The 20,878-nt window shown below is 70.4% G+C and carries 15 protein-coding genes; 12 read left to right on the top strand and 3 right to left on the bottom strand.

Going from position 1 to position 20,878, the window contains the following annotated elements; translation table 11 throughout:
* Positions 1-76: 76 nt before the first annotated feature.
* Positions 77-1,102 carry a LacI family DNA-binding transcriptional regulator gene (locus tag DAETH_RS16980; RefSeq protein ID WP_264777896.1) on the bottom strand — a complete coding sequence of 342 codons (1,026 nt, stop codon included), beginning with the start codon at positions 1,100-1,102 and terminating at the stop codon, positions 77-79.
* Positions 1,103-1,347: 245 nt separating this feature from the next.
* Between DAETH_RS16980 and DAETH_RS16975 the strand changes: the two genes are divergently transcribed.
* The 5 genes from DAETH_RS16975 to DAETH_RS16955 all read left to right on the top strand — a co-directional run bounded on the left by DAETH_RS16975 (position 1,348) and on the right by DAETH_RS16955 (position 7,443).
* On the top strand, positions 1,348-2,676 hold the full coding sequence (locus DAETH_RS16975) for an ABC transporter substrate-binding protein (RefSeq protein WP_264777895.1): 1,329 nt from the start codon (positions 1,348-1,350) through the stop codon (positions 2,674-2,676).
* Positions 2,677-2,762: 86 nt separating this feature from the next.
* A complete protein-coding gene (locus DAETH_RS16970; RefSeq protein ID WP_264777894.1) occupies positions 2,763-3,695 on the top strand; it encodes a carbohydrate ABC transporter permease in 933 nt (310 codons plus the stop codon).
* Between the two features lies 1 nt (position 3,696).
* Positions 3,697-4,554, top strand: a complete 858-nt coding sequence (locus DAETH_RS16965) for a carbohydrate ABC transporter permease (protein ID WP_264777893.1) — start codon at positions 3,697-3,699, stop codon at positions 4,552-4,554.
* A 107-nt stretch (positions 4,555-4,661) separates the two neighbouring features.
* Positions 4,662-6,197 (top strand): mannitol dehydrogenase family protein, encoded by a 1,536-nt coding sequence (locus DAETH_RS16960; protein ID WP_264777892.1) that lies wholly within the window; start codon positions 4,662-4,664, stop codon positions 6,195-6,197.
* A gap of 160 nt (positions 6,198-6,357) precedes the next feature.
* Positions 6,358-7,443, top strand: a complete 1,086-nt coding sequence (locus DAETH_RS16955; RefSeq protein WP_264777891.1) for an NAD(P)-dependent alcohol dehydrogenase — start codon at positions 6,358-6,360, stop codon at positions 7,441-7,443.
* Positions 7,444-7,664: 221 nt separating this feature from the next.
* On the opposite strand, the gene DAETH_RS16950 is transcribed toward DAETH_RS16955, so the two are convergent.
* Complete coding sequence (locus DAETH_RS16950; protein WP_264777890.1) at positions 7,665-8,870, bottom strand: MFS transporter; 1,206 nt, start codon at positions 8,868-8,870, stop codon at positions 7,665-7,667.
* 77 nt (positions 8,871-8,947) lie between these two features.
* Between DAETH_RS16950 and DAETH_RS16945 the strand changes: the two genes are divergently transcribed.
* The 7 genes from DAETH_RS16945 to DAETH_RS16915 all read left to right on the top strand — a co-directional run bounded on the left by DAETH_RS16945 (position 8,948) and on the right by DAETH_RS16915 (position 19,502).
* Positions 8,948-9,736 (top strand): aminoglycoside adenylyltransferase domain-containing protein, encoded by a 789-nt coding sequence (locus DAETH_RS16945; protein WP_264777889.1) that lies wholly within the window; start codon positions 8,948-8,950, stop codon positions 9,734-9,736.
* Positions 9,737-9,817: 81 nt separating this feature from the next.
* Complete coding sequence (locus DAETH_RS16940) at positions 9,818-10,879, top strand: spore photoproduct lyase family protein (RefSeq protein ID WP_264777888.1); 1,062 nt, start codon at positions 9,818-9,820, stop codon at positions 10,877-10,879.
* 636 nt (positions 10,880-11,515) lie between these two features.
* Positions 11,516-12,931 carry an exopolysaccharide biosynthesis polyprenyl glycosylphosphotransferase gene (locus tag DAETH_RS16935; protein ID WP_264777887.1) on the top strand — a complete coding sequence of 472 codons (1,416 nt, stop codon included), beginning with the start codon at positions 11,516-11,518 and terminating at the stop codon, positions 12,929-12,931.
* A gap of 128 nt (positions 12,932-13,059) precedes the next feature.
* On the top strand, positions 13,060-14,934 hold the full coding sequence (gene asnB, locus DAETH_RS16930) for an asparagine synthase (glutamine-hydrolyzing) (protein ID WP_344870026.1): 1,875 nt from the start codon (positions 13,060-13,062) through the stop codon (positions 14,932-14,934).
* Between the two features lie 19 nt (positions 14,935-14,953).
* Positions 14,954-16,954: a heparinase II/III family protein gene (locus tag DAETH_RS16925; protein ID WP_264777885.1), complete on the top strand. Its 2,001-nt coding sequence runs from the start codon at positions 14,954-14,956 to the stop codon at positions 16,952-16,954.
* Positions 16,951-18,249 (top strand): UDP-glucose dehydrogenase family protein, encoded by a 1,299-nt coding sequence (locus DAETH_RS16920; protein WP_264777884.1) that lies wholly within the window; start codon positions 16,951-16,953, stop codon positions 18,247-18,249. The genes DAETH_RS16925 and DAETH_RS16920 overlap by 4 nt, the downstream gene beginning before the upstream one ends.
* Positions 18,246-19,502 carry a glycosyltransferase family 4 protein gene (locus DAETH_RS16915; RefSeq protein ID WP_264777883.1) on the top strand — a complete coding sequence of 419 codons (1,257 nt, stop codon included), beginning with the start codon at positions 18,246-18,248 and terminating at the stop codon, positions 19,500-19,502. Before DAETH_RS16920 ends, DAETH_RS16915 begins: the two co-directional genes overlap by 4 nt.
* Positions 19,503-19,566: 64 nt before the next feature.
* Here DAETH_RS16915 and DAETH_RS16910 read toward each other — a convergent pair whose 3' ends face one another.
* Positions 19,567-20,820: a LacI family DNA-binding transcriptional regulator gene (locus DAETH_RS16910; protein ID WP_264777882.1), complete on the bottom strand. Its 1,254-nt coding sequence runs from the start codon at positions 20,818-20,820 to the stop codon at positions 19,567-19,569.
* Positions 20,821-20,878 lie beyond the last annotated feature (58 nt).

Here is a 20,878-nt window from a genome sequence, read left to right as displayed (position 1 = left end):
TTCGGGGCGGCGGGAGGGCTTGAAGGGTTCTTTCAGTGTACGCCAGGCGAAGCGTCTTCCCGAACGCCCCCCGGGCTCAGCGTCCCGCCCTCTCCCTGGGCGGCGCGGCGCAGCTTCCGCGCACGATCAGCCGCCCCGGCATGACCCGGTGCCCCTGGTCCACCTCGCCGCCCTCCAGCGCGCCGACTACCGCCCGCGCCGCCGCCTCGGCCATCGCCTCCACGGGCTGCTCGATCACCGTGACGGGCGGGTCCACGAGCGCCGTCCAGGGGTAGTTGTCGAAGGTCAGCAGCGAGAGGTCCCGGGGCAGCGTAAGCCCCCGCTCGCGGATGGCCCGGAAGGCGCCCACCGCCTGCGTGCCCGCCAGCGCGATCAGGGCGGTGGGCGGCTCGGGCAGGCCCAGCAGCTCGTGGGTCAGCGTGTAGGCGGTGTCCTCGGTTGGCAGGGCGACGCGCCGGTAGGCGAGCACAACCTCCAGACCGCGCTCGCGCATCGCCCCCGGAAAGGCGCGCGACCGTTCCTCGGGCAGGACGACCGGGTCGTAGGTGCCCAGGGTGGTGATGCGGGTGTGGCCCAGACCGTGCAGGTACGCCACCGCCCCCCGCATCGCGGCGGCGTTGTCCAGGGTCAGACTGGGAAAGGACGAGCCCGGGGGCCGGTAGTCGTACTCGAATACGAAGACCCCGCGCCCCCGCAGCCGTTCCAGATACTCGCGGCTCTCCGGGCCGTACCCGGGCCGCACCAGGACCGCCGCGACCCGCTGGCCGTACAGCCGCTGGAGTTCGGGCAGCTCCTGCCGGGCGGAGTACTCGTTTTCCGTGATGATCAGGGTGTAGCCCGCCGCTTGGAGCGTGCGCCCCGCCGTGCGCGCGAACTCGGCGAAAAAGGGCTCCACGATGCTTCCCACCACCAGCCCCACCGTGCGGCTATGCCCGCCCCGCAGGCTCCCGGCCCGCACGTCGGGCTCGTAGTGCAGCTCGGCGATGGCCGTCCGCACCCGGGCCAGCGTCTCGGGCGTGAGCTTCTCGGGCTCGCGCAGCGCGCGTTTGGCCGTCGTGGGGGAGACGCCCGCCCGCCGGGCGACATCCTGAATCGTGGACACGAGGGCATTGTAGGCCCGCCCCCTCCGGGCCGCCGCCCCGCTGATGGCCCCGTGTCCATGTCTGTACTCAGTCCAACCTTGGAGGACTAGACGTGCTCGCCGGAGTGTGTTTCAATCGTGGACACGAGACCATTCTAAACGGAGTCCGGGGGAGAGGCCCCGGCCCAAGCCCGCGAGGTTCCTGCTTGCCCCAGGTCGCCCGCCCCACGCCAGGCCGTCCCACGCGGTCCCAGGAGGTTTCACCCATGAAGCGACTCGCCCTGCTCAGCCTTGCCCTGTGCGCGACCGCGCAGGCCGCGACGACGATCACCATCGCCACCGTGAACAACCCCGACATGGTGACGATGCAAAAGCTCACCCCGGAGTTCAACAAGAAGTACCCGGACATCAACGTGAAGTGGGTCGTGCTGCCGGAAAACGAGCTGCGCCAGAAGATCACCCTGGACGTGGCGAGCGGGGCGGGCTCCTTCGACGTCGCCACGGTGGGCGTGTACGAGGTGCCGATCTGGGCCAAGAACGGCTGGCTCGATCCCCTGACGCCCCTCTTCCAGAAGAACCCCGCCATCGCCAGTTCGTACAAACTCAACGACATCCTCCCCAGCGTACGTAATGCGCTCACCGTGAACGGGCAGCTCTACGCCGTCCCCTTCTACGCCGAGTCGAGCATGACCTTCTACAACAAGGACCTGTTCAAGAAGGCCGGGCTGACCATGCCGCAAAACCCCACCTGGCAGCAGATCCAGACCTTCGCCAGCAAGATCCACAACCCCTCGCAGGGCGTGTACGGGGTCTGCTTGCGCGGCCTGCCCGGCTGGGGCGAGAACATGGCCTTCATCACCACGATGGCGAACACCTTCGGTGGGCGTTGGTACGACCAGAACTGGCAGGCCCAGCTCAACACCCCTGCCTGGAAGAACGCGCTGACCTTCTACGTGAACACGCTGAAGAAGTACGGCCCCCCCGGCGCTACGAGCAACGGGTTCACCGAGAACCTGACCCTGATGAGCCAGGGCAAGTGCGGCATGTGGGTGGACGCCACCGTGGCGGCGGGCTTCCTGTCCGACCCCTCCTCCTCCAAGATCGTGAATTCGGTGGGCTTTGCCAACGCGCCTGTCGGCCCCGGCACCCCGCGCGGCAGCAACTGGTTCTGGTCGTGGAACTTGGCGATTCCCAAGAGCACCAAGAAGGAGGACGCCGCCTTCAAGTTCCTGACCTGGGCCACGAGCCCCGAGTACATCAACCTTGTCGCCAAGACCAAGGGCACCTGGGCCGCCGTGCCCCCCGGCACCCGCACGAGCACGTACACCAACCCCAACTACAAGAAGGCCGCCGGGGCGTTCAGCAACCTCGTGCTGAGCTCCATCAACCGCGCCGACGTGACCAAGCCCACCAAGGACCCGGTGCCCTACACCGGCATCCAGTACGTGTCGATCCCGCAGTTCCAGGCGCTCGGCACCCAGGTCGGGCAGTACATGGCGGGGGCGCTGAGCGGGCAGACCTCCATCGACCAGGCGCTGAGGCAGGGCCAGGACGCCGCGAACCGGGTTGCCAAGGAGGGCGGCTTCCAGAAGTAACGCGCCCGGAGGCTTGACGCTGGAAGCGGGGGGACGGGAGGAAGCCAGGCGCCTCCCGGTCCCCCCGCCCCCTACGAGGTGATCCCATGACCACGGTTCAAACCCTGCCCACCACCACGACGCGGGTGCCGCCCGCGCCCAAACGCGGTATCCGGCTCACCCCCGCCGCCCTGATCTGGCCCGCGATGCTGTACCTAATCCTGACGACGCAGGTGCCGTTTTTCATGACGGTGTACTACTCGTTCTTCCGGTACAACCTCGTGGACCCCACCAGCCGACCCTTCATCGGGTTCGGGAACTACGTGACGCTGCTGAGTGATCCGCAGAACCTGCGCATCCTGCTGAACACGGTCGTGCTGGCGGGCGGGACCTTGATCCTGACGCTGATCATCGGCGCGGCGCTCGCGCTGCTGCTCAACCGCGAGTTCCTGGGGCGGGCACTCCTCAGGACCCTGCTGATCTCGTCGTTTCTGGTCATGCCCATCGTCACGGCGGTGATCTGGAAGAACATGCTGCTCAGCCCCACCTCGGGCTTTTTCGCGTGGGTGTCGCAGAACTTCGGGCAGGCGCCCGTGGACTGGCTGGGCCAGTTCCCCATGTTCTCGGTCATCCTGATGATCACCTGGGAGTGGACGCCCTTCGCGGCGCTGATCCTGCTCACCGGCCTGCAAAGCCTGCCCGACGACCAGATCGAGGCGGCGCGGCTCGACGGCGCCTCGCCCTGGCAGGAGTTCCAGCACATCGTCCTCCCCCACTGGATGCAGGCCATCCAGGTGGTCGTGCTGATGGAGACCATCGCGCTCTTGCAGGTCTACGGCGAGATCTACGGCTCGACCTCAGGCGGTCCCGGCATTGCCACCACGAACCTGCCGTACTTCATCTACCAGAAGGCCTTTGCCGAGTACAACATCGGCCTGGCGAGCGCGGCGGGGGTGCTGACGGTGATCCTGACGAATATTCTGGCCGTGTACCTGCTCAGGCTGATCAACCGCACGACCGCGAGCAACCGGGGAGGCTGACATGACCACGGTTCCAACTTCCGGCCCGGCGTCCCGCACCGTGGGTGACCGCCACCGCCTGCGCAACATCCTGCTGACGCTGCTGACCTACCTGCTCGCGCTGGCCTTTCTGTTTCCCCTGATCTGGATGATCATGGCGGCCTTCAAGACCGAGGCGCAGGCCTTCGCCACGCCGCCCGTCTTCTTCTTCACCCCCATCTGGGATAACTTCCAGCGTGCGCTGCCGAGCTACCTGCCCGCCCTGACGAACTCGCTGGTCGCGGCGGTGGGCTCCACCCTGCTCGCCTTCGTCCTGGGGCTGCCCGCCGCCTTCGCGCTCGCGGTGTACCCCACCCGCCGGGCGCAGGGGGTGCTGACCTGGATGCTCTCGACCAAGTTCATGCCCGCCGTGGGCGTGATCGTGCCCCTCTTCCTGCTCTTTCGCAACCTGGGGCTGCTCGACACGCGGCTCGGCCTGATCCTGATGTACACGACGATGAACCTGCCCCTGGTCGTGTGGATGATGCACTCGTACATGTCGGAAATTCCCTTCGCCATCTACGAGGCGGCGAAGGTGGACGGCGCCTCGGTGGCCCAGGAGTTCTTCGGGATCGCGCTGCCGCTCTCCATGCCCGGGATCGCCGCGACCGCGCTGCTGGCGCTGATCTTCGCCTGGAACGAGGTGTTCTTCGCGCTGAACCTCACCTCGGCCGATGCCGCGCCCCTGAGCGTGTTCATCGGCGAGTTCAAGACCAGCCAGGGCCTGTTCTGGGCGCAACTGAGCGCCGCCGCCACCCTGGTCGTGCTGCCGGTGCTGATCTTCGGCTGGATTGCGCAGCGGCAACTCGTGCGCGGCCTGAGCTTCGGGGCCGTGAAGTGAGGGCCCCGGCCCTTCCCCCCGCCCGGGCTTGACGGGGAAGGGGGAACCGGGACAACACGCACCCCTGGCCGGTCGAAGTCCGTTCAAGCTGTTCAGGAGAATTCCCTATGGTCAAACTGTCCCTCTCCACACTTCACGCCCTCGGTCCGGGGGTGGCCGTCCCCGCCTACGATCCACGGCGGCAGACCCCGGGGATCGTCCACTTCGGGGTGGGGGCCTTTCACCGCTCGCACGAGGCCATGTACATCGACCGGCTGCTGAATGCCGGGGCGGGCGAGGGCTGGGCGATCTGCGGGGTGGGCGTCCTGCCGTCGGACGCCCGGATGCGGGACGTGCTGGCCGCCCAGGACCACCTGTACACCCTGGTCACACGCTCACCCGACGGCAGGTCCGAGGCCCGGGTCATCGGCTCGATTACCGAGTACCTGTTCGCCCCGGACGACCCCGAGCGGGTCCTGGAACGCCTCGCCGACCCGGCCACCCGCATCGTCTCGCTCACCGTCACCGAGGGGGGCTACAGCGTGAGCCCGGCGACCGGAGAGTTCGACCCCTCCGGCGAGGACATCCGGCACGACCTCGGTCCGGGGGCGGCGCCCCGCACGGTCTTCGGCTTCATCACCGAGGGGCTGCGGCGGCGCCGGGAGCGCGGCGTCCCGCCCTTCACGGTGATGTCGTGCGACAACCTCCAGGGCAACGGCCACGTGACGCGCCGGGCGCTGACCTCGTTTGCCCGCCTCAAGGACCCCGAACTCGGGGAGTGGATGGGCCGGAACGTGGCCTTCCCGAACTCGATGGTGGACCGCATCACGCCCGCGACGACCGACGCGGACCGCCGGGACCTCGCGGCCGAATCCGGCGTCGAAGACGGGTGGCCGGTCGTGGCGGAGACGTTTACCCAGTGGGTTCTGGAGGACGAGTTCACCCTGGGGCGCCCCCCGCTGGAACTCGTGGGCGTTCAGGTCGTGGGTGACGTCGAGCCCTACGAGCTGATGAAGCTGCGGCTCCTGAACGCCTCGCACCAGGCGGTCGGTTACCTGGGCCTGCTCGCCGGGTTCACGTTCGTCCACGAGGCCTGTCAGGCCCCGCCCTTCGCCCGCTTCCTGCTGGGGTACATGGAGCGGGAGGGCACGCCGACCCTGCGGCCGGTGCCCGGGATCGACCTCGGCGCCTATCACCACGAACTCATCGCCCGGTTCTCGAACGAGGCGATTCGGGACACCCTGGCCCGCCTCATCGTGGATAGCTCGGAACGCATTCCCAAGTTCCTGCTCCCGGTCGTGCGCGAGCAGTTGGCCCGGGGCGGCGAGATCGGGCACGCCGCCCTCGTCGTCGCGGCCTGGAGCTGCTACCTGGAGGCGGTCACGCGCGGGGACGGCGCGGCGGGCGGGCTGCCGCCCCTGCAAGACCAGCGCGCGGAGGCCCTGGCCGGGGCGGTGCGCCGGGAGGCGGAGCGGCCGGGAGCCTTCCTCGACCTCCGGGAGGTCTTCGGGGACCTGGGCGAGGACGGGCGTTTCCGGGAGGCGTACCTCGACGCCCGCAGACGCCTGAGCCTTGGGGGCCCCGTCGAGGCCATGAGAGCCCTCGCGGACGATCCCACCTCCGCCGCCCCCGACCCCCTCCTGACCTCCTCCCGGCAGAGGTGAACGCGGCCCAACGTTCCAGGCCCGCCGCCATCCTCGTCCTCTTCCGGCTGGACGCTTGCCTGGGTTCCCCTCCCCCTTGAGCGGGGAGGGAGGCGCGCTAAGCGTCCAAGTCGATCCGTCGCTCAACTGCCCGTCCCAGGGACTCAAGAAAGGGGCGACCATGCCGACCTACGATTCCTCCTCCCCCCGCTCCTCACGCACCAGCGTCCTCCACGGCGTCCGTGACCTGCGCTGGGAGACGCGCGAGGTGGCGGCCCCCGGTCCCCGGGAGGTCCGCGTGCGAGTGCGGCGCATCGGCGTGTGTGGCAGCGACGTTCACTACTACACCCACGGCAGGATCGGGCAGTTCGTGGTCACCGCCCCCCTGGTCCTCGGCCACGAGGTCATGGGTGTGGTGGACGCGGTGGGCGAGGGTGTCACGCGCGTCAAGATTGGCGACCGGGTGGCGCTGGAGCCCGGTTACCCCTGCCGCCGCTGCGCCTACTGCAAGCGCGGCGAGTACAACCTCTGCCCCGAGATGACCTTCATGGCGACCCCGCCCGTCCACGGCGCCCTCGCCGAGCACGTCATCTGGCCCGACGACTTCGCCTTCCCCCTGCCCGACGCCATCAGCGACGACGCGGGCGCCCTGATCGAACCCCTCGCGGTGGGCGTGTGGGCGGCGCGCAGGGGGGCTGTCTCGCCCGGGCAGAGCGTCGCGGTCTTCGGGGCCGGGCCCATCGGCTGCACGACGTTGCAAGCGGCGCGGGCGGCGGGGGCGACCACCCTGATCGCGGTGGACCTGGAGGACTTCCGGCTCGACCTCGCCCGCAGGGTGGGAGCGACTCATACGGTCAACGCCCGGCACGAGGACCCCATCACCCGCATCCGTGAGATCACGCGCGGTGATCTGCCCGAGACGCACGCCGGGGTGGACGCGGCCTTCGAGACGGCCGGGAGCCTGCCGACCACCCGCCTGAGCCTCGCCGCTCCCCGCCCCGGCGGCACGACGGTTCTCGTGGGCCTGCCGCCCGACCCGGAGGTGAGTCTCGACATCGTCTCGGCCGCCAGCCGTGAGGTGAGCATCCGGGGTGTGTTCCGCTACGCGAACTGCTACCCGGCGGCCATCGCGCTCGTGGAGAGCGGGGCCGTGGACCTCGACGCGCTCGTCACCCACCGCTATCCGTTCGAGCAGACGCCGGAGGCCTTCGAGTTCGCGGGCGGCGAGAAGCGCGCGAGCATGAAGGTCATGATCGACGTGGGCTGAGATATCAGCCGCCCCACCCACATGCGGGGGGCAGGGGTGCGTCTACGAGGCCGCGTGCCCCTGCCCGTCCAGTGGCCGCCCGGCGCCCGGCTCTCCAGCGGCTGAGCCCCTGCGTGGGCCGCGACCCACGGCGGCCTCGGACTCTGGTGCCTCACCTTGTACCGCGCTTACCCGGGGAGTCAACTCGCTGAGGGCCAGGTGAAGACGGCGCCCGGGATTCCTCACGGCTCCCCGGCTTCCGCCAGTCGGCGCCCCAGCGGCCCCGCCACCAGCCCGAAGCCGAGCGCGCCGATCACTCCCAGCCCCAGGCAGCCCCACCACAGCCCGTCGCCGAGGTGCCCCAGGGCCCAGCCGCCCAGCGTGGGGGCGATCAAGCCGCTCAGGCCCCAGGTGGCCCCCAGCGCCCCGGCGTACGTTCCGCGCAGGTGGGCGGGCGCGAGCGCGGCGACGAGCCCGGGCGCCACGGCCGCCTGCGCCACCTCCCCGAGCGTCCACACCAGGACACCGAGTGCGTACAGGGGGGCCGTGTCCGCCAGGGCGTTGAGCCCGAACCCTCCGCCCATCAAGAGCAGGGCCGCGCTCAGGACGGCGGGGGCGGGGAAGCGGCCGAGCAGCCGCGCGGAGAAGAGCCCCACCGCCACGATGAGAAGCCCGTTGAGCGCGATGACCCGCCCGTACGTGCCCTCGCCCAGCCCGTCGGCGCGCATGGCGAGGGGAAGAGTCACATACGCCTGGTTCATGATCAGGGCGAAGACCAGGGTGAGCCCCGAGAACGCGAGGAGAAGCGGTTCCCGCCTCAGCACGGCGAGGGCTCCCGTTCCCTTCCCGCGCGGCGCGGCCTGCGGCCTCGTCTCCGGCACGCCGAGGAGGATGAACGCGCCGTACAGCAGCAGCGTGGCTGCGTCCACCACGAAGAGGAGCGCGTACGACCGCGCCGCGATGGCCCCCGCCAGGAGGGGCGCGAAGGCGAAGCCGAGGTTGACCGCCCAGTACATCAGCCCGTAGGCGCGGGTCCGTTCCTCGGGGGGAACGAGGTCCGCGACGGCGGCGTTCGCAGCCGGGCGGTACATCTCCCCGACGAGGGCGAAGACGAGCGCTGAGGCGAGGATCAGGGGGTAACTCGGCGCGAAGCCCAGGGCGAGCAGGAAGGGTGGGCTGAGCGCCAGCGCGAGGAGCATTACCCGCCTCCTCCCCAGGCGGTCGGCCAGCACCCCGCCGACGAGCTGGGCGAAGAAGCTCCCCAGCCCCAGGGCGCTCACCGCGAGGGCCGCCTGCACGGGCGTGAGCCCGCGCTCCGCCGTCAGGAAGAGGGTCAGGAACGGCACCACGAAGCCGCACAGCCGGTTGACCAGGGTGCCCCACCACATCACCCAGAAGGGACGCGGCAGGCTGCCCGTGAGAGAGGAGAGGTTGAGCCGGGTGGTCACGGTCGCCACTCTAGTTCCCCTTGCACTCTAGTTCCCCTTGAGGGAGGTCCGGGTCTTCCCCAGAATGACGGCACACCATGCCCCTCCCCGAAAACGACCCCCGCCTCACCCCCGAGGTTCGCGCGATGCTGGACGCCCTCGTGTCCGGGGTGCGGGCGGCGCTGGAGGACAACCTCGTCGGCGTCTACCTGCGCGGCTCCCTGGCCCTCGGTGACTTCGACCCGGAGTCCAGCGACATCGACTTCCTCGTCGTGACGGGGCGCCCGGTGTCGGACGATCAGTTCGCCGCCCTCGCCGACCTCCACGCGCGACTCGCCGTGCTGGAGAATCCGTACGCGGGCCACCTGGAGGGGTCCTACATCGACCGGGCGGCGCTGCGGCACTTCGGCCCGCACGAGCGGCGCCACCCCACGGTGGGTTCGGACTGGGCCTTCTCCCGGGGCGAGCACGGCGCCGACTGGGTGCTCGAACGCTGGATCGTGCGCGAGCGCGGAGTGACCCTGCTCGGCCCCGACCCGGGGACGCTCGTCGGGCCCATCTCGCCGGAGGACCTGCGGGCCAGTGTCCGCGAGGCCTTGCGCTGGTGGGCCTCCCAGCCGGACGAGCCCGCGTGGCTGCGCCGCCGCAGCTATCAGGCCTTCGCCGTCCAGACGATGTGCCGGGCGCTCTTCACCCTGCTCACGGGCGAGTTGCCGAGCAAGCCCCGCGCCGTCGCCTGGGCCCTGGGCGCGTTGCCGCAGCCGTGGCGCGCCCTGGTCGGGCGTTCGCGGGCCTGGCACCTCGACGACACGCCCGACCCGGGAACGCTGCCCGAGGTCATGCGCTTCGTGCGCTGGACGGCGGGGGAGGGGGAGGCGGCCTCCTGACCCCGCCCCTTCCCCTCTGGGAATCGGCACTCTGGGTGATCGGGGACGGCGGCCCGCCCTCGTCCGTGCTCTCCTGGAAACATGCCCCCCTGGCTCCTCGACATCCGCCACATCTACCTGGAGCCCCGGGTGACCGAGTACGCGCGGGGCCGCGAAATCCTGGCCCGCTTCCCGGACGTGGGGCGAACCGAGGTGCCCTCCCACTGGAACATTCCCGGGCTGCACGGCAACGCGGGCCTGGTGCGCGACTGGGTGCGGCTCAAGCGGCAGGTGCTCGTGCTGGGCGTGCGCAAGACCTTCACGGTGCGCGAGAACGGGCGCAGCGCGGACTGGATCGCCCCCGGGCTCGCCAACGGCTGCGCGATGAGCTGCGCGTACTGCTACGTCCCCCGCCGGAAGGGCTTTGCCAACCCCATCACCACGTTCGTGAACATCGAGGAGACCCTGCGGGCGCTGCGCCGTCACGCCGAGAGGCTGGGGCCCAAGACGGAGCCCAATCAGGTCGATCCCCGGTTCTGGGTCTACGACGTGGGCGAGAACAGCGACCTGAGCGTGGACGCCCTGCTCTCGGGCAACGTGCGCGACCTCGTGGCGCTCTACCGCGAGCTGCCGAACGCCAAGGCGTCCTTCGCCACCAAGTTCGTGAACCGGGAGCTGCTGACCTACGACCCCCAGGGCAAGACCCGCGTGCGCTTCTCGCTGATGCCGCGCTCCGTCGCCCGGGTGCTCGACGTGCGGACCTCGCCTATGCGCGAACGCATCGCCGCCGTGAACGATTTCGTGGAGGCCGGGTACGAGGTCCACCTCAACTTCTCGCCCGTCGTGATCTACGAGGGCTGGACCGCCGACTACGCGGAGTTGCTGCGCGAGGTGCGGGACTCGCTCTCGGAGAAGGCACGCGCGCAACTCGCCGCCGAGGTGATCTTCCTGACGCACAACGCCGCGCTGCACGAGGTCAACCTGGGCTGGCATCCCCGGGCCGAGCGGCTGCTGTGGCGCCCCGGCTGGCAGGAGACGAAGCGTTCGGAGCACGGCGGCGAGAACATCCGCTACCGCCACGGCTTCAAGGGCAAGGCAGTCGCCCGCTTCACCGAGTTGCTGGCGCGCGAATTGCCGGAGTGCCGGGTGCGGTACGCCTTCTGAGCCTCCGTCCCTGAACAGGAAAACGCCCCCACCGCTGGGTGAGGGCATGTCCTCGGGTGGGAGGCTCAGGGGATGTACGTGACGCCCGACACTTCAACCTTAATCATATGCACATAAAGAATTTCGCACTCCTGAAAATTTGTTCATAACTCCAAAATTTGGATATGTACGTGGTGATTTCCCCCAACGTCCTATAAGCGGCAAGGTATCCCAAGGGAAGAGTTGCTTTCTAAAACCGTCTCTATCCTCCTGGCAGGGATAATAAAAACTAAGGAAGTTCCTTACTTTTTCATAAAATGACAACGGAGCCACTTGAATCGACTAATGGCCTGCAAAAATGCAGACAAGGCCGACTGGAAACAGATGTAATATGAGAAAATTCAGATTAAAGTGAGGCTTGTCACGTTTTGTGCCACGACAAGAAAGCTCGGCTCGGTCTTCCGCACACGGCTCTTGCTGTCGGAAAACCTTCGAATTTGCGGGCGGCGCGCTTCTTCCCGCTGCTCGGCCGCCTGAGCGTCCGTTGATCATCTTTGAAAACCCCTACCTTCGGAGGCAGGCACAGGGCAGGGCTCGGATACCGACCCTGCGGGGCGCGGCGAAGGAACCCGCCCGCCGCTCCAGGGGGAAACGCGCGTGACGCACTCGGTCATCTCGGAAGAACTTTTGCGGTCCAGCGAGGCTCCGGCCTCGGCGAGCACCGCCTCGTCCGGCGAGTCGCCCGACGTGCGGGTCCAAGTTCCCACCACCGGGGACCTCGACCGGCGGGCGCTCATGAACGGCCTGGTGCTCGCGGCGGCCGAGGCGCTGGCCGTGTGGTTCACCTGCGGGCTGGTGCTTCATCTCACGGTGACCCATATCGGCCGCCTGCCCTGGCAGCTCGGCTTCACCGCCACCTGGCTGATGGCGGCGGTGCTGATTCGCAGTTACCCCGGGTACGGCCTCGACGCCAGCGAGCGGCTGCGGCGCACCGTGATCCCGGCGGCGGCGGCCTTCCCGACCCTGCTGGGCGCCGCGCTCGCCGGACAGTTGGGCGTGGGGGCGGCGGCGCTGCTGCTCGTCCTGGGCCTGGGCCTGGGGATTCCAGCCGCGCTGCTGGCGCGCGTCGGCGCGCGGTGGCTGCTGCACCGCGCCGGGGCGTGGGGGGTGGATGTGGCCGTGATCGGGCACGGGGAGGCCGCCGCGTTGCTGATGCAGACGCTCAAAAGCGACTGGAGCCTGGGGTACCACCCGGTAGCGGACGGCCAGGCCAACGTCGCCATCCTGGCGGTGCCCAACATCCCCTACGCCGTGCGGGACCGGCTGCTCGACGGGCCGCTCGCCCTATTTCGCCGGGTGCTCGTGATGGTGAGCCAGCCTGCCTCGGACAGCCGCTGGGCGGGCTCGCACCACCTGGGAAATTTCAGCGTGCTGGAGGCGCGGCGGCGCCATCTGGAGCCGGGCGACCTGCGGCAAAAGCGCGTCTTCGACCTCCTGGTGGTCACCCTGCTCTTCCCGGTCCTCACGCCGCTGCTGCTGCTGGTGGGGCTCGCGGTGGCGCTCGACTCGCGGGGGCCGGTGCTGTACGGGGCGCCCCGGATGGGCTGGCGCGGGGGGTCCTTCCGCTGTTGGAAGTTCCGCACCATGCACGAGAACGCCGAGGAGAGGCTAGCCGAGCTGCTCGAACAGGATGCCGAGGCCCGGGCCTACTACGAGACCTACCACAAGCTTAAAGACGATCCGCGCGTGACCCGGGTGGGCCGACTGCTGCGCAGCACCAGCCTCGACGAACTGCCCCAGCTCATCAACGTCCTCCTGGGAGACATGAGCCTCGTCGGGCCGCGCCCTTACCTCGCGCGGGAACGTCCCAAGATCGGGCCGCACGCCGACGTGATCCTGAGCTGCCGTCCCGGCATGACCGGGTGGTGGCAGGTGTCGGGCCGCAGCAGCGCGAGCTTCCAGAGCCGGGTGCAGATGGACCTTCAGTACGTGCGCCGCTGGAGCCCGTGGCTCGACCTGACGCTCCTGGCGGCGACCGTCCAGGTGGTGCTCAGGCGCAAGGGAGCGCACTGATGGAAGGCGTCGGGCGGCACCGGGGGGCCGTGGGGGTAGGGCGAGGGGCGGGGGAGAGGGGCGGCGCGGTTCGCCGAGGGGCCGGACGAGGGAATGGGCATAGGGCCCGGGGGAGAGGGTAACAGGACATGTGCGGAATTATCGGAAGTGTGCGCAGGCGGCCCACGGCCACAGAAACCCTCGGGCTGGCGGCGCTGTGCCACCGGGGCCCGGACGCGCAGACGACCGCGCTGGTGGGAAGCGCCCACCTGGGCCACGCGCGGTTGAGCATCATCGACCTGTCGAGCGGCGCGCAGCCCATGAGCGACGTGCACGGGCTCACGACGGTCGTCTTCAACGGCGAGATCTATAACTACCTGGAGCTGCGCCGCGAGCTGGAGGCGCGCGGGTACGAGTTCGCCACCCGCTCGGACACCGAGGTGATCCTGGCGGCGTACCTCGCCTGGGGGGTGGCGGGCTTCGCGCGGCTGCGCGGCATGTACGCCTTCGCCCTGCACGACCGCCGCGACGGGAACACGGTGATCGCGCGTGACCCCTTCGGCATCAAACCGCTCTTCTGGACGCGCGGACGCGACGGCTCGGTGTTCTTCGCCTCGGAGATCGGCGCCCTGCTCGACCTCTCGGGCGTGTCCACCGACCTCGACCTCAGCTCGGTGCTCGAAACCCTCGCCTCGCGTCACCCGGCGGGCCTGAATACCCTGTACGAGAACGTCAAGCGGGTGGAGCCCGGCACCGCGCTGCTGGTCGCCCCGCAGGCGAACGCGGTGATCCACGTGCGCTTCAGCAGCGTGGTCGAGGAGGTGGAACGCTGCCGCCAGGAGGGGGTGGGCGACGTCTCCCCGGAGGAGGTCCGCCGCCGGGTACTCGATTCCGTCGAGCACCACGCCCTCGCCGACGTGCCGCTGGGCTGCTTCCTGAGTGGCGGGCTGGACTCCAGCGTGGTCGCCCAGGTCCTCGCCTCGCGCGCGGGGGAGGGTCCCCTCAACGCCTACGCGGTCGGCTTCGAGAGCGCGTCCTCCGAGGCGAGCGAGCTGCCGTACGCGCGGCTGGTCGCCGACCACATCGGGGCGCGGCTGCATCCCGTGACGGTGGGGGCGGAGGATTTCGCGGCGCTCGCCCCCCGACTCTCGGGCTCGCTGAACGGCCCCTTCTCGGAGCCCGCCGACATCGCCATGCTCAAGCTTTCCCTGCGCGCGGCCCAGGACGTGAAGGTGGTCCTCTCCGGCGAGGGCGGCGACGAGTCCTTCGGCGGCTACCCGAAGTACGCCGTGGACGGCCTGGCCCGCCCGCTCGGCCCGGCCATGCGCCTGGGGAACCGCTGGCTGGGACGCCGGGGCCGCCTCGGCATCGCGGCCGACGCCCTGGGTGAGCCCGACCGCGCGGCGCGCTGGATGCGCTGGTTCGCCAACGACGACGCGCCGCCCTCCCTGGTGGGGGCCCTGGTGAGCGCCGGGGCGCGCCCCGAGCGGGCCCGGCACTGGGTCGAGGACCGCCTGGAGGGGTACCCGCAGGGATGGTCGGACCTCCAGCGGATGCAGGTGCTCGACCTGGAGGCGTGGTTGCCCAATAACCTGCTCCACCGTGGGGACTACACGACCATGCAGGCGTCCATCGAGCAGCGGGTGCCCCTGCTCGACGTGCGGCTCACCCCCTGGGCGGTCGCCCTGCCGGGCCGGGTCAAGATTCAGCGGCTGCGGGGCAAGATGCCGCTGCGCCAGGCCTTCGGGGACCGGCTGCCGAAGGCGGTGCTGGAGCGGCCCAAGAGCGGCTTCCGTCTGCCGCTGGGCGAGTGGATGACCACAAATCCGGCGCTGCGGGACATGACCCGCGACCTGCTGCTCTCCCCCTCGGCGGGCCTGCGAACCTGGATGTCGGCGGCCGAACTGGAGGCCCTGCTCGCCCCGGCGGCGCTCTCGCAGACGGGCGGCGCGAAGCTCGCCTGGACCGCCGTGTGCCTGGAGCTGTGGTTGCAGGCCGTGCGGGCGCGGGCGGTGATGGCATGAGGGCGGCGCGGGGGCAGGCGTGAGCACCGGATCCCAGGGGGCGAGGCGGGCGAGACGGGAGAGGACCCCGGAGGAGGGAGCGTGGCGGGTCGGGCGGGGGCAGGCCGGAGCGCGCGGACGCCAGCAGGCGGCGGGAAGAGTGGAGAACGTCTTGTTTGAGCGCCCGCACCGTCAGCATTTCTACGGACTGCCGCTGAGCCCGCCCCGTCTGAGGCGCGCGGTGGACGAGGCGACCCGCGCCGCCCTGCTGCGCGAGGCCGGGGAGATCTTGCAGGGCCGCTGGCGCTTTTTCACGTTCGCGGACGCGCCCTCCGATCCCACCCCGGGCGGCCTCACCGACTGGCACCGCTGCGAGGTGACGGGTCTTTACGCCGACCCCGACGCCTGCGGGCCCGCGTCCAGCAGTCACGACCCGGAGGTGCAGGGCCGCCTGAGGACGATCTGGGAGAAGAGCCGACACCACCACACGACGGTGCTCGCCATCGCCTACGCGCTGACCGGCGAGGACCGCTACGCCACGGGCGCGGCGGCCCGAATCGCCGACTGGATCCTGGCGAACCCGCCGCAAAGGGGCGTCAACTGGCTGAGCGGTGCCGAGGCGGGCCTGCGGCTCATGGCCTGGGCGTGGTGTTACGAGTTGCTGCGTGCCCACCCCCAGTGGGGGGTGTGGTTCGGGCCCGACTCCCCGCTGTGGCCGAGCGTGCACCGCCACCAGGAGTTCCTGGAGGAGCAGACGCGGCCGGGGGCGTCCGGCGGGGCCAGCCTGCTCGCGGCCCTGGCCGGGCAGTACGTGGCGAGCGTGACCTGGCCGGTCTTTTCGGGTTCCCCCGGGTGGCAGCGCGAGGCCAAGGCGGCCCTGACGCGGGAGGCCACCCTGCAACTCCTCGAGAGCGGGGTCAACCGCGAGCTGAGCTTCGGGCACCACGTCTGGGCCACCGAACTCCTCCTCCTCCCGGCCCTGCTGGGCGAGCGCTGCGGGGACGCCTTCCACCCGGCCTACCTCGCGCGGCTGGCGCGGGCCATCCGGGTGATCGACCGCCTGCGCGGCCCGGGCGACCTGCTGCCCCGCTACGGGGACTCGGACGAGGCGCTGGCGGTGCAGTTCGAGCCGCGCGGCGCCCCCCGGGTGGACTGGCTGCTGCGGGTGGGCCGCGACTGGCTCGGTGTGCCCGTGCCCGAGCCCCAGGGCGGGCGACTCGGCGCGACCCTGCTGCTCGGTGACGACCGGGTGCCCCTGCGCTACGAGCCGGAGGCTTTCGAGGCGAGCTTCGCCTACCCCGACGCGGGGCTGTACGTGCTGGGGTCAGGACAGGGCACCCCCCGCGAGGTGCGGGTGCTCACGGCGGTCGGGGCGCTGGGCTCCACGGCCCTGGGCGACCACGGGCACGCGGACGCGCTGCACTTCACCCTGTCGGTGGGCCCCCAGGAGGTGGTGGTGGACCCGGGCACGTCCGCCTACCATGCCGATGCGCAGTGGCGGCGCTACTTCCGCTCGACCGCCGCGCACAACACCGTCGAGGTGGACCTGCAAGACCAGAGCACCCAGGCGGGCGCCTTCCTGTGGGCCCACCGGGTCGGGGCCATCGCCCAGTTGTGGGAGCCCCGTGAGGAGGGGGGGCGGCTCGTGGCCTCGCACGACGGCTACGAACGCCTGCTGGGGGCGCCCGTCCACCAGCGGGAGCTGGACCTGAGCGGCCGACTCCTGAGCGTCACCGACCACATCGGGGGCCGGGGCCGCCACCACCTGCGCCTGCACCTGCACCTGCACCCTGACTGCGAGGTCCAGCCCGAGTCCCCGGACGCGTGGCGGGTCTCTTGGCCGGGCGGCGCCCTGCGGGTGCGCTTCGACGGGCGGCTCCGGGTGCGCTGCGACCAGGGCGAGACCGACCCCGCCTCCGGAACCACCCCGCTCGGCTGGTACTCCCCGCGCTACGGGGCCCGGCAGGCCAGCCCCTCTCTCCGCGCCACCCTCACCGCCACCCTGCCCGTCACCCTGCACACCACCCTGGAGGTTCTATGAAAGTCGCCGTTTTCGGTCTCGGATACGTTGGAGCGGTTACCGCCGCCTGCCTCGCCCAGCGCGGCCACACCCTCATCGGGGTGGACGTCAACCCCCAGAAGTGCGAGATGATCGCCTCGGGCCGCTCGCCCATTGTCGAGGAGGGGCTGGACGAGCTGCTGCTCCAGGGCGTGCAGTCGGGGAGGCTGCGGACCACCACCGATGTGCTGGGCGCGGTGCGCGAGGCCGACCTCAGCATCGTCTCGGTGGGCACACCGAGCCAGCCCAACGGGGCGCTCGACCTCTCGTACGTGTACCGCGTGTGCGAGCAGATCGGGGAGGCTCTCGCCGAGACCCGCCGCCCCCACGTGGTCGTCCTGCGCTCCACCGCGCTGCCCGGCACGACCGAGACCTGCCTGGGCATCCTGCGGGAAGCCGCTCAGGGCACCGACGTCCACGTCGCCTTCAACCCCGAGTTCCTGCGTGAGGGCAGCTCCATCCGCGACTTCGACGCCCCCGCGTACACGATCATCGGCAGCGACGACCCCGTGGCCGAGGCCGCTCTGCGCGAGCTGTACGCGGACGTGCCCGCGCCCCTGCTGGTGGTCGCGCCGCGCGTCGCCGAGATGGTGAAGTACACCGCGAACGCCTTCCACGCGCTCAAGATCACCTTCGCCAACGAGATCGGCCTGCTCGCCAAGGCGATGGGCGTGGACGGGCGCGAGGTGATGAATCTCATCGTGCAGGACACCAAGCTCAACATCTCGCCCGCGTACCTGCGCCCCGGCTTCGCCTACGGCGGCTCTTGCCTGCCCAAGGACGTCAGCGCCCTGCTCCACCTCGCCCGCCGCGAGGAGGTGCCCGTGCCGCTGCTCGCCTCCTTGCCGCAGAGCAACCGCAGCCAGATCGAGCGGGTAGCCGACGCGGTGCTCGCCACCGGCGCCCGGCGCGTCACCGTGCTCGGCCTCGCCTTCAAGGCGGGCACCGACGACCTGCGCGAGAGCCCGGCGGTCGAACTCGTCGAGCGGCTGATCGGCAAGGGGTGCGAGGTCCGCATCCTCGATCAGGCGGTGCAGACCGCCAAGCTCCTCGGCGCGAACAAGGAGTACATCGAGCGCCGCTTGCCCCACGTCTCGCGCCTGCTCACCGACGACCCGGAGGAACTGGTCCACGACGCCCAGGCGGTCGTGGTCACCCAGAATCTCCCCGAGTTCGCGCGCATCCTGGAGGGCCTGGGGCCGGACGTGCCCGTCTTCGACGTGGCGAGCCTGAAGGGGGCGCCCGCGCACCTCCATATCCGTGGGGTGGCCTGGTGAGCCAAGGCGTCGCCCCCGGGGCACTCAAGCGCGGGGTCCTCATCGTGGTGGAGAACCTGCCCGTCCCCTTCGACCGCCGGGTCTGGATGGAGGCGACCGCCCTGCGCGACGCGGGGTACCTCGTCTCGGTGATCTGCCCGACCGGCAAGGGGTACGAGAAGCGGTTCGAGACCATCGAGGACATCGCGGTGTACCGCCACCCCCTGCCCCCCGAGAGCAACGCGGGCCTGGGCTTCGTGCGCGAGTACCTCGCCGCCCTGTGGCACGAGACGCGCCTGGCCTGGCGGGTGCGACGCGAACGCGGCTTCGACGTCATCCACGCCTGCAATCCGCCCGACCTGATCTTTCTGGTCGCGGCCCCCTTCAAGCTGCTGTACGGGACCCGCTTCATCTTCGACCAGCACGACGTCAACCCCGAGCTGTACATCACGAAGTTCGGGCGTCAGGACCTGCCCTACCGCGCCCTCGTGCTCGCCGAGCGGCTGACCTACCTGCTGGCCGACGTGGTGATCTCCACAAACGAGTCCTACCGCAAGATTGCCCTCACACGCGGGCGCAAGCGGCCCGACCGGGTCTTCGTGGTGCGCAGCGCCCCCAGCCTGGAGCGCTTCCGGCCCCGGCCGGGCGGCGAGCGGCACCGGGCGGGCTTCCGATACCTCGTCGGTTATCTGGGCGTGATGGGGCCCCAGGAGGGGGTGGACTACCTCCTCCACGCCGTGCGCGAGATGGTGGACCGGGGACGGCGCGACGTGAAGGTCATGCTGATCGGCGGCGGCTCCAGCCTGGCGGACCTCAAGGCCCTGGCCGAGCGGCTCGGGATCGGCGAGTACGTGGAATTCACCGGGCGCATCCCCGACGACGACCTTCTGGAGCGCCTCACCGCCTGCGACCTGTGCGTGAACCCCGACCCTCTCAACCCCCTCAACGACGTCTCCTCAATGAACAAGATCGTGGAGTACATGTCGCTGGGCAAACCCATCGTGCAGTTCGACCTCAAGGAGGGCCGCGCCTCCGCCGGGGACGCCTCGGTGTACGCCCGCCCCAACGACGCGCAGGCCCTCGCCGACGAACTCCTCACCCTGCTCGACGACCCGGAGCGACGGGCGGCGATGGGGGAGGCCGGGCTGCGCCGGATGCGCGATCAGCTCGCCTGGGAGCATCAGGTTCCGGTCCTGCGCGCCGCCTACGCGCGGGCGCTGGGCACGGGAACGCCCCTGCCGCTGGGAAGATTGGGCTCCGAAGCGGGCTCCTGAACCCACAAACCGGCCCCGCCCACGCTCCTCCTTGCGGGGGTGAGCGGGGCGGGGCCGGTTCGGGTCAGAGCGACTCGCGCAGGATCAGCTCGGTGGGAAGACCGGTGAAGCCGCCCTCGTTCTCGGGGTCGATCTGGTCGATCAGCTGCCCGGCGAAGTCGCTGAAATCGTAGGCGATGGTGGTCAGCACCGGGTTGAGGTAGCGCATGATGGGTTCGAGGTTGTCGTGCCCCGCCAGCCCGAGGTGGTCGCCCAGCCGCAGCCCGGAGCCGTCCGCCGTGAGCTGCCACATGAGCTGCCGGATCGTCATGTCGGAGTAGCCGAGCAGCGCGACGCGCTGGCTGCCGTCCTTCTGGAGACGGCGCAACTCCTCCGTCAATTCCTGGATGATGCCCTCCAGTCCCAGGCGGGGGCGGCGTTCCAGGGCGCCCGGTGTCCCGGCCAGCACCGTGAGCAGGGTGGCGGCGGCGTACATCTCCTGCGCGTGCAGCGCCTCCACCGCCCGCGTGAGGTCGAGGTCAGGGTGCAGCCAGAGCCTCAGGCGCGGCTGGTGGCGGCTGCTCGCCAGCGCGCGGGCCATGCCCTCCAGGCGGGCGCTCGCCGCCCAGCGTTGCTCACTGTAGTACCCCAGGTGCAGCATGTCGTAGCCCTGCTCCAGGGCACGGTGGGTGAGCCGCTCGTAGGCCTCGGTCCAGTCTGGCGCCACGCTGGGCAGCCGCTCGTGGTGCCCAATGAGGACCGCCTGCCGTCCTGCCGCGCGCAGGGCCGCCGCCTGCTGGTTCGTGCGGGGCCCCTCCCACAGCACCACCAGGCTGGTGATGCTCGACTGCGCGATGTCGGGCAGCAACCGGTCTTGTGGAATGGGCGTGATTACCGGGTACAGCCCGCGCTCGGTCACGACCTCGGTCAGGGCGCGGATCAGGGCCGCGTGGTACGGGCTCGACAGGTGCGTCATCTCGGGGCAGATCGCCACGATGGTGCTCTGCTGGGTGCGCCGCGCCTGCGCCACCGGGTCGGGGGTGTACCCCATCCGGGCCGCCTCCCGCTCAATGGCCTGCAAGACCTCGGGGCGGACGAGATGCCGGGCCTCCGGCCGGTACGCGCGGTTGACCGTCGCCACCGACGTCCCGGCCGCCATCGCCACACGGTCGCGCACCGTGATCGTGTAACGCAACTCGCTCGCGCTCGCCGCCACCCGGTCCTGCAACTCCGGAAACACGTCGCCGCGCATGGCAAGCGCCGCCCGCACCTGTTCGGTCGTCAACCCGGCGTGATGGGCAATACGCTCCACATCCCGGTTGGAAATGGATTTCTTCAAATTGGCCCCCGCCGGTGCCTGACGCACCTTGTTCCTGTCGAGTTGAGGTATAGTAAGG

Source organism: Deinococcus aetherius, from assembly GCF_025997855.1.
Taxonomy (GTDB): domain Bacteria; phylum Deinococcota; class Deinococci; order Deinococcales; family Deinococcaceae; genus Deinococcus; species Deinococcus aetherius.
This window is presented reverse-complemented; position numbering and strand designations above follow the sequence as displayed.

Bases quoted from the DNA above. Each gene is read 5' to 3' on its own strand.
- DAETH_RS16975 (WP_264777895.1), top strand. From the start codon at position 1,348: ATGAAGCGACTCGCCCTGCTCAGCCTTGCCCTGTGCGCGACCGCGCAG.
- DAETH_RS16970 (WP_264777894.1), top strand. From the start codon at position 2,763: ATGACCACGGTTCAAACCCTGCCCACCACCACGACGCGGGTGCCGCCC.
- DAETH_RS16965 (WP_264777893.1), top strand. From the start codon at position 3,697: ATGACCACGGTTCCAACTTCCGGCCCGGCGTCCCGCACCGTGGGTGAC.
- DAETH_RS16960 (WP_264777892.1), top strand. From the start codon at position 4,662: ATGGTCAAACTGTCCCTCTCCACACTTCACGCCCTCGGTCCGGGGGTG.
- DAETH_RS16955 (WP_264777891.1), top strand. From the start codon at position 6,358: ATGCCGACCTACGATTCCTCCTCCCCCCGCTCCTCACGCACCAGCGTC.
- DAETH_RS16945 (WP_264777889.1), top strand. From the start codon at position 8,948: ATGCCCCTCCCCGAAAACGACCCCCGCCTCACCCCCGAGGTTCGCGCG.
- DAETH_RS16940 (WP_264777888.1), top strand. From the start codon at position 9,818: ATGCCCCCCTGGCTCCTCGACATCCGCCACATCTACCTGGAGCCCCGG.
- asnB (WP_344870026.1), top strand. From the start codon at position 13,060: ATGTGCGGAATTATCGGAAGTGTGCGCAGGCGGCCCACGGCCACAGAA.
- DAETH_RS16920 (WP_264777884.1), top strand. From the start codon at position 16,951: ATGAAAGTCGCCGTTTTCGGTCTCGGATACGTTGGAGCGGTTACCGCC.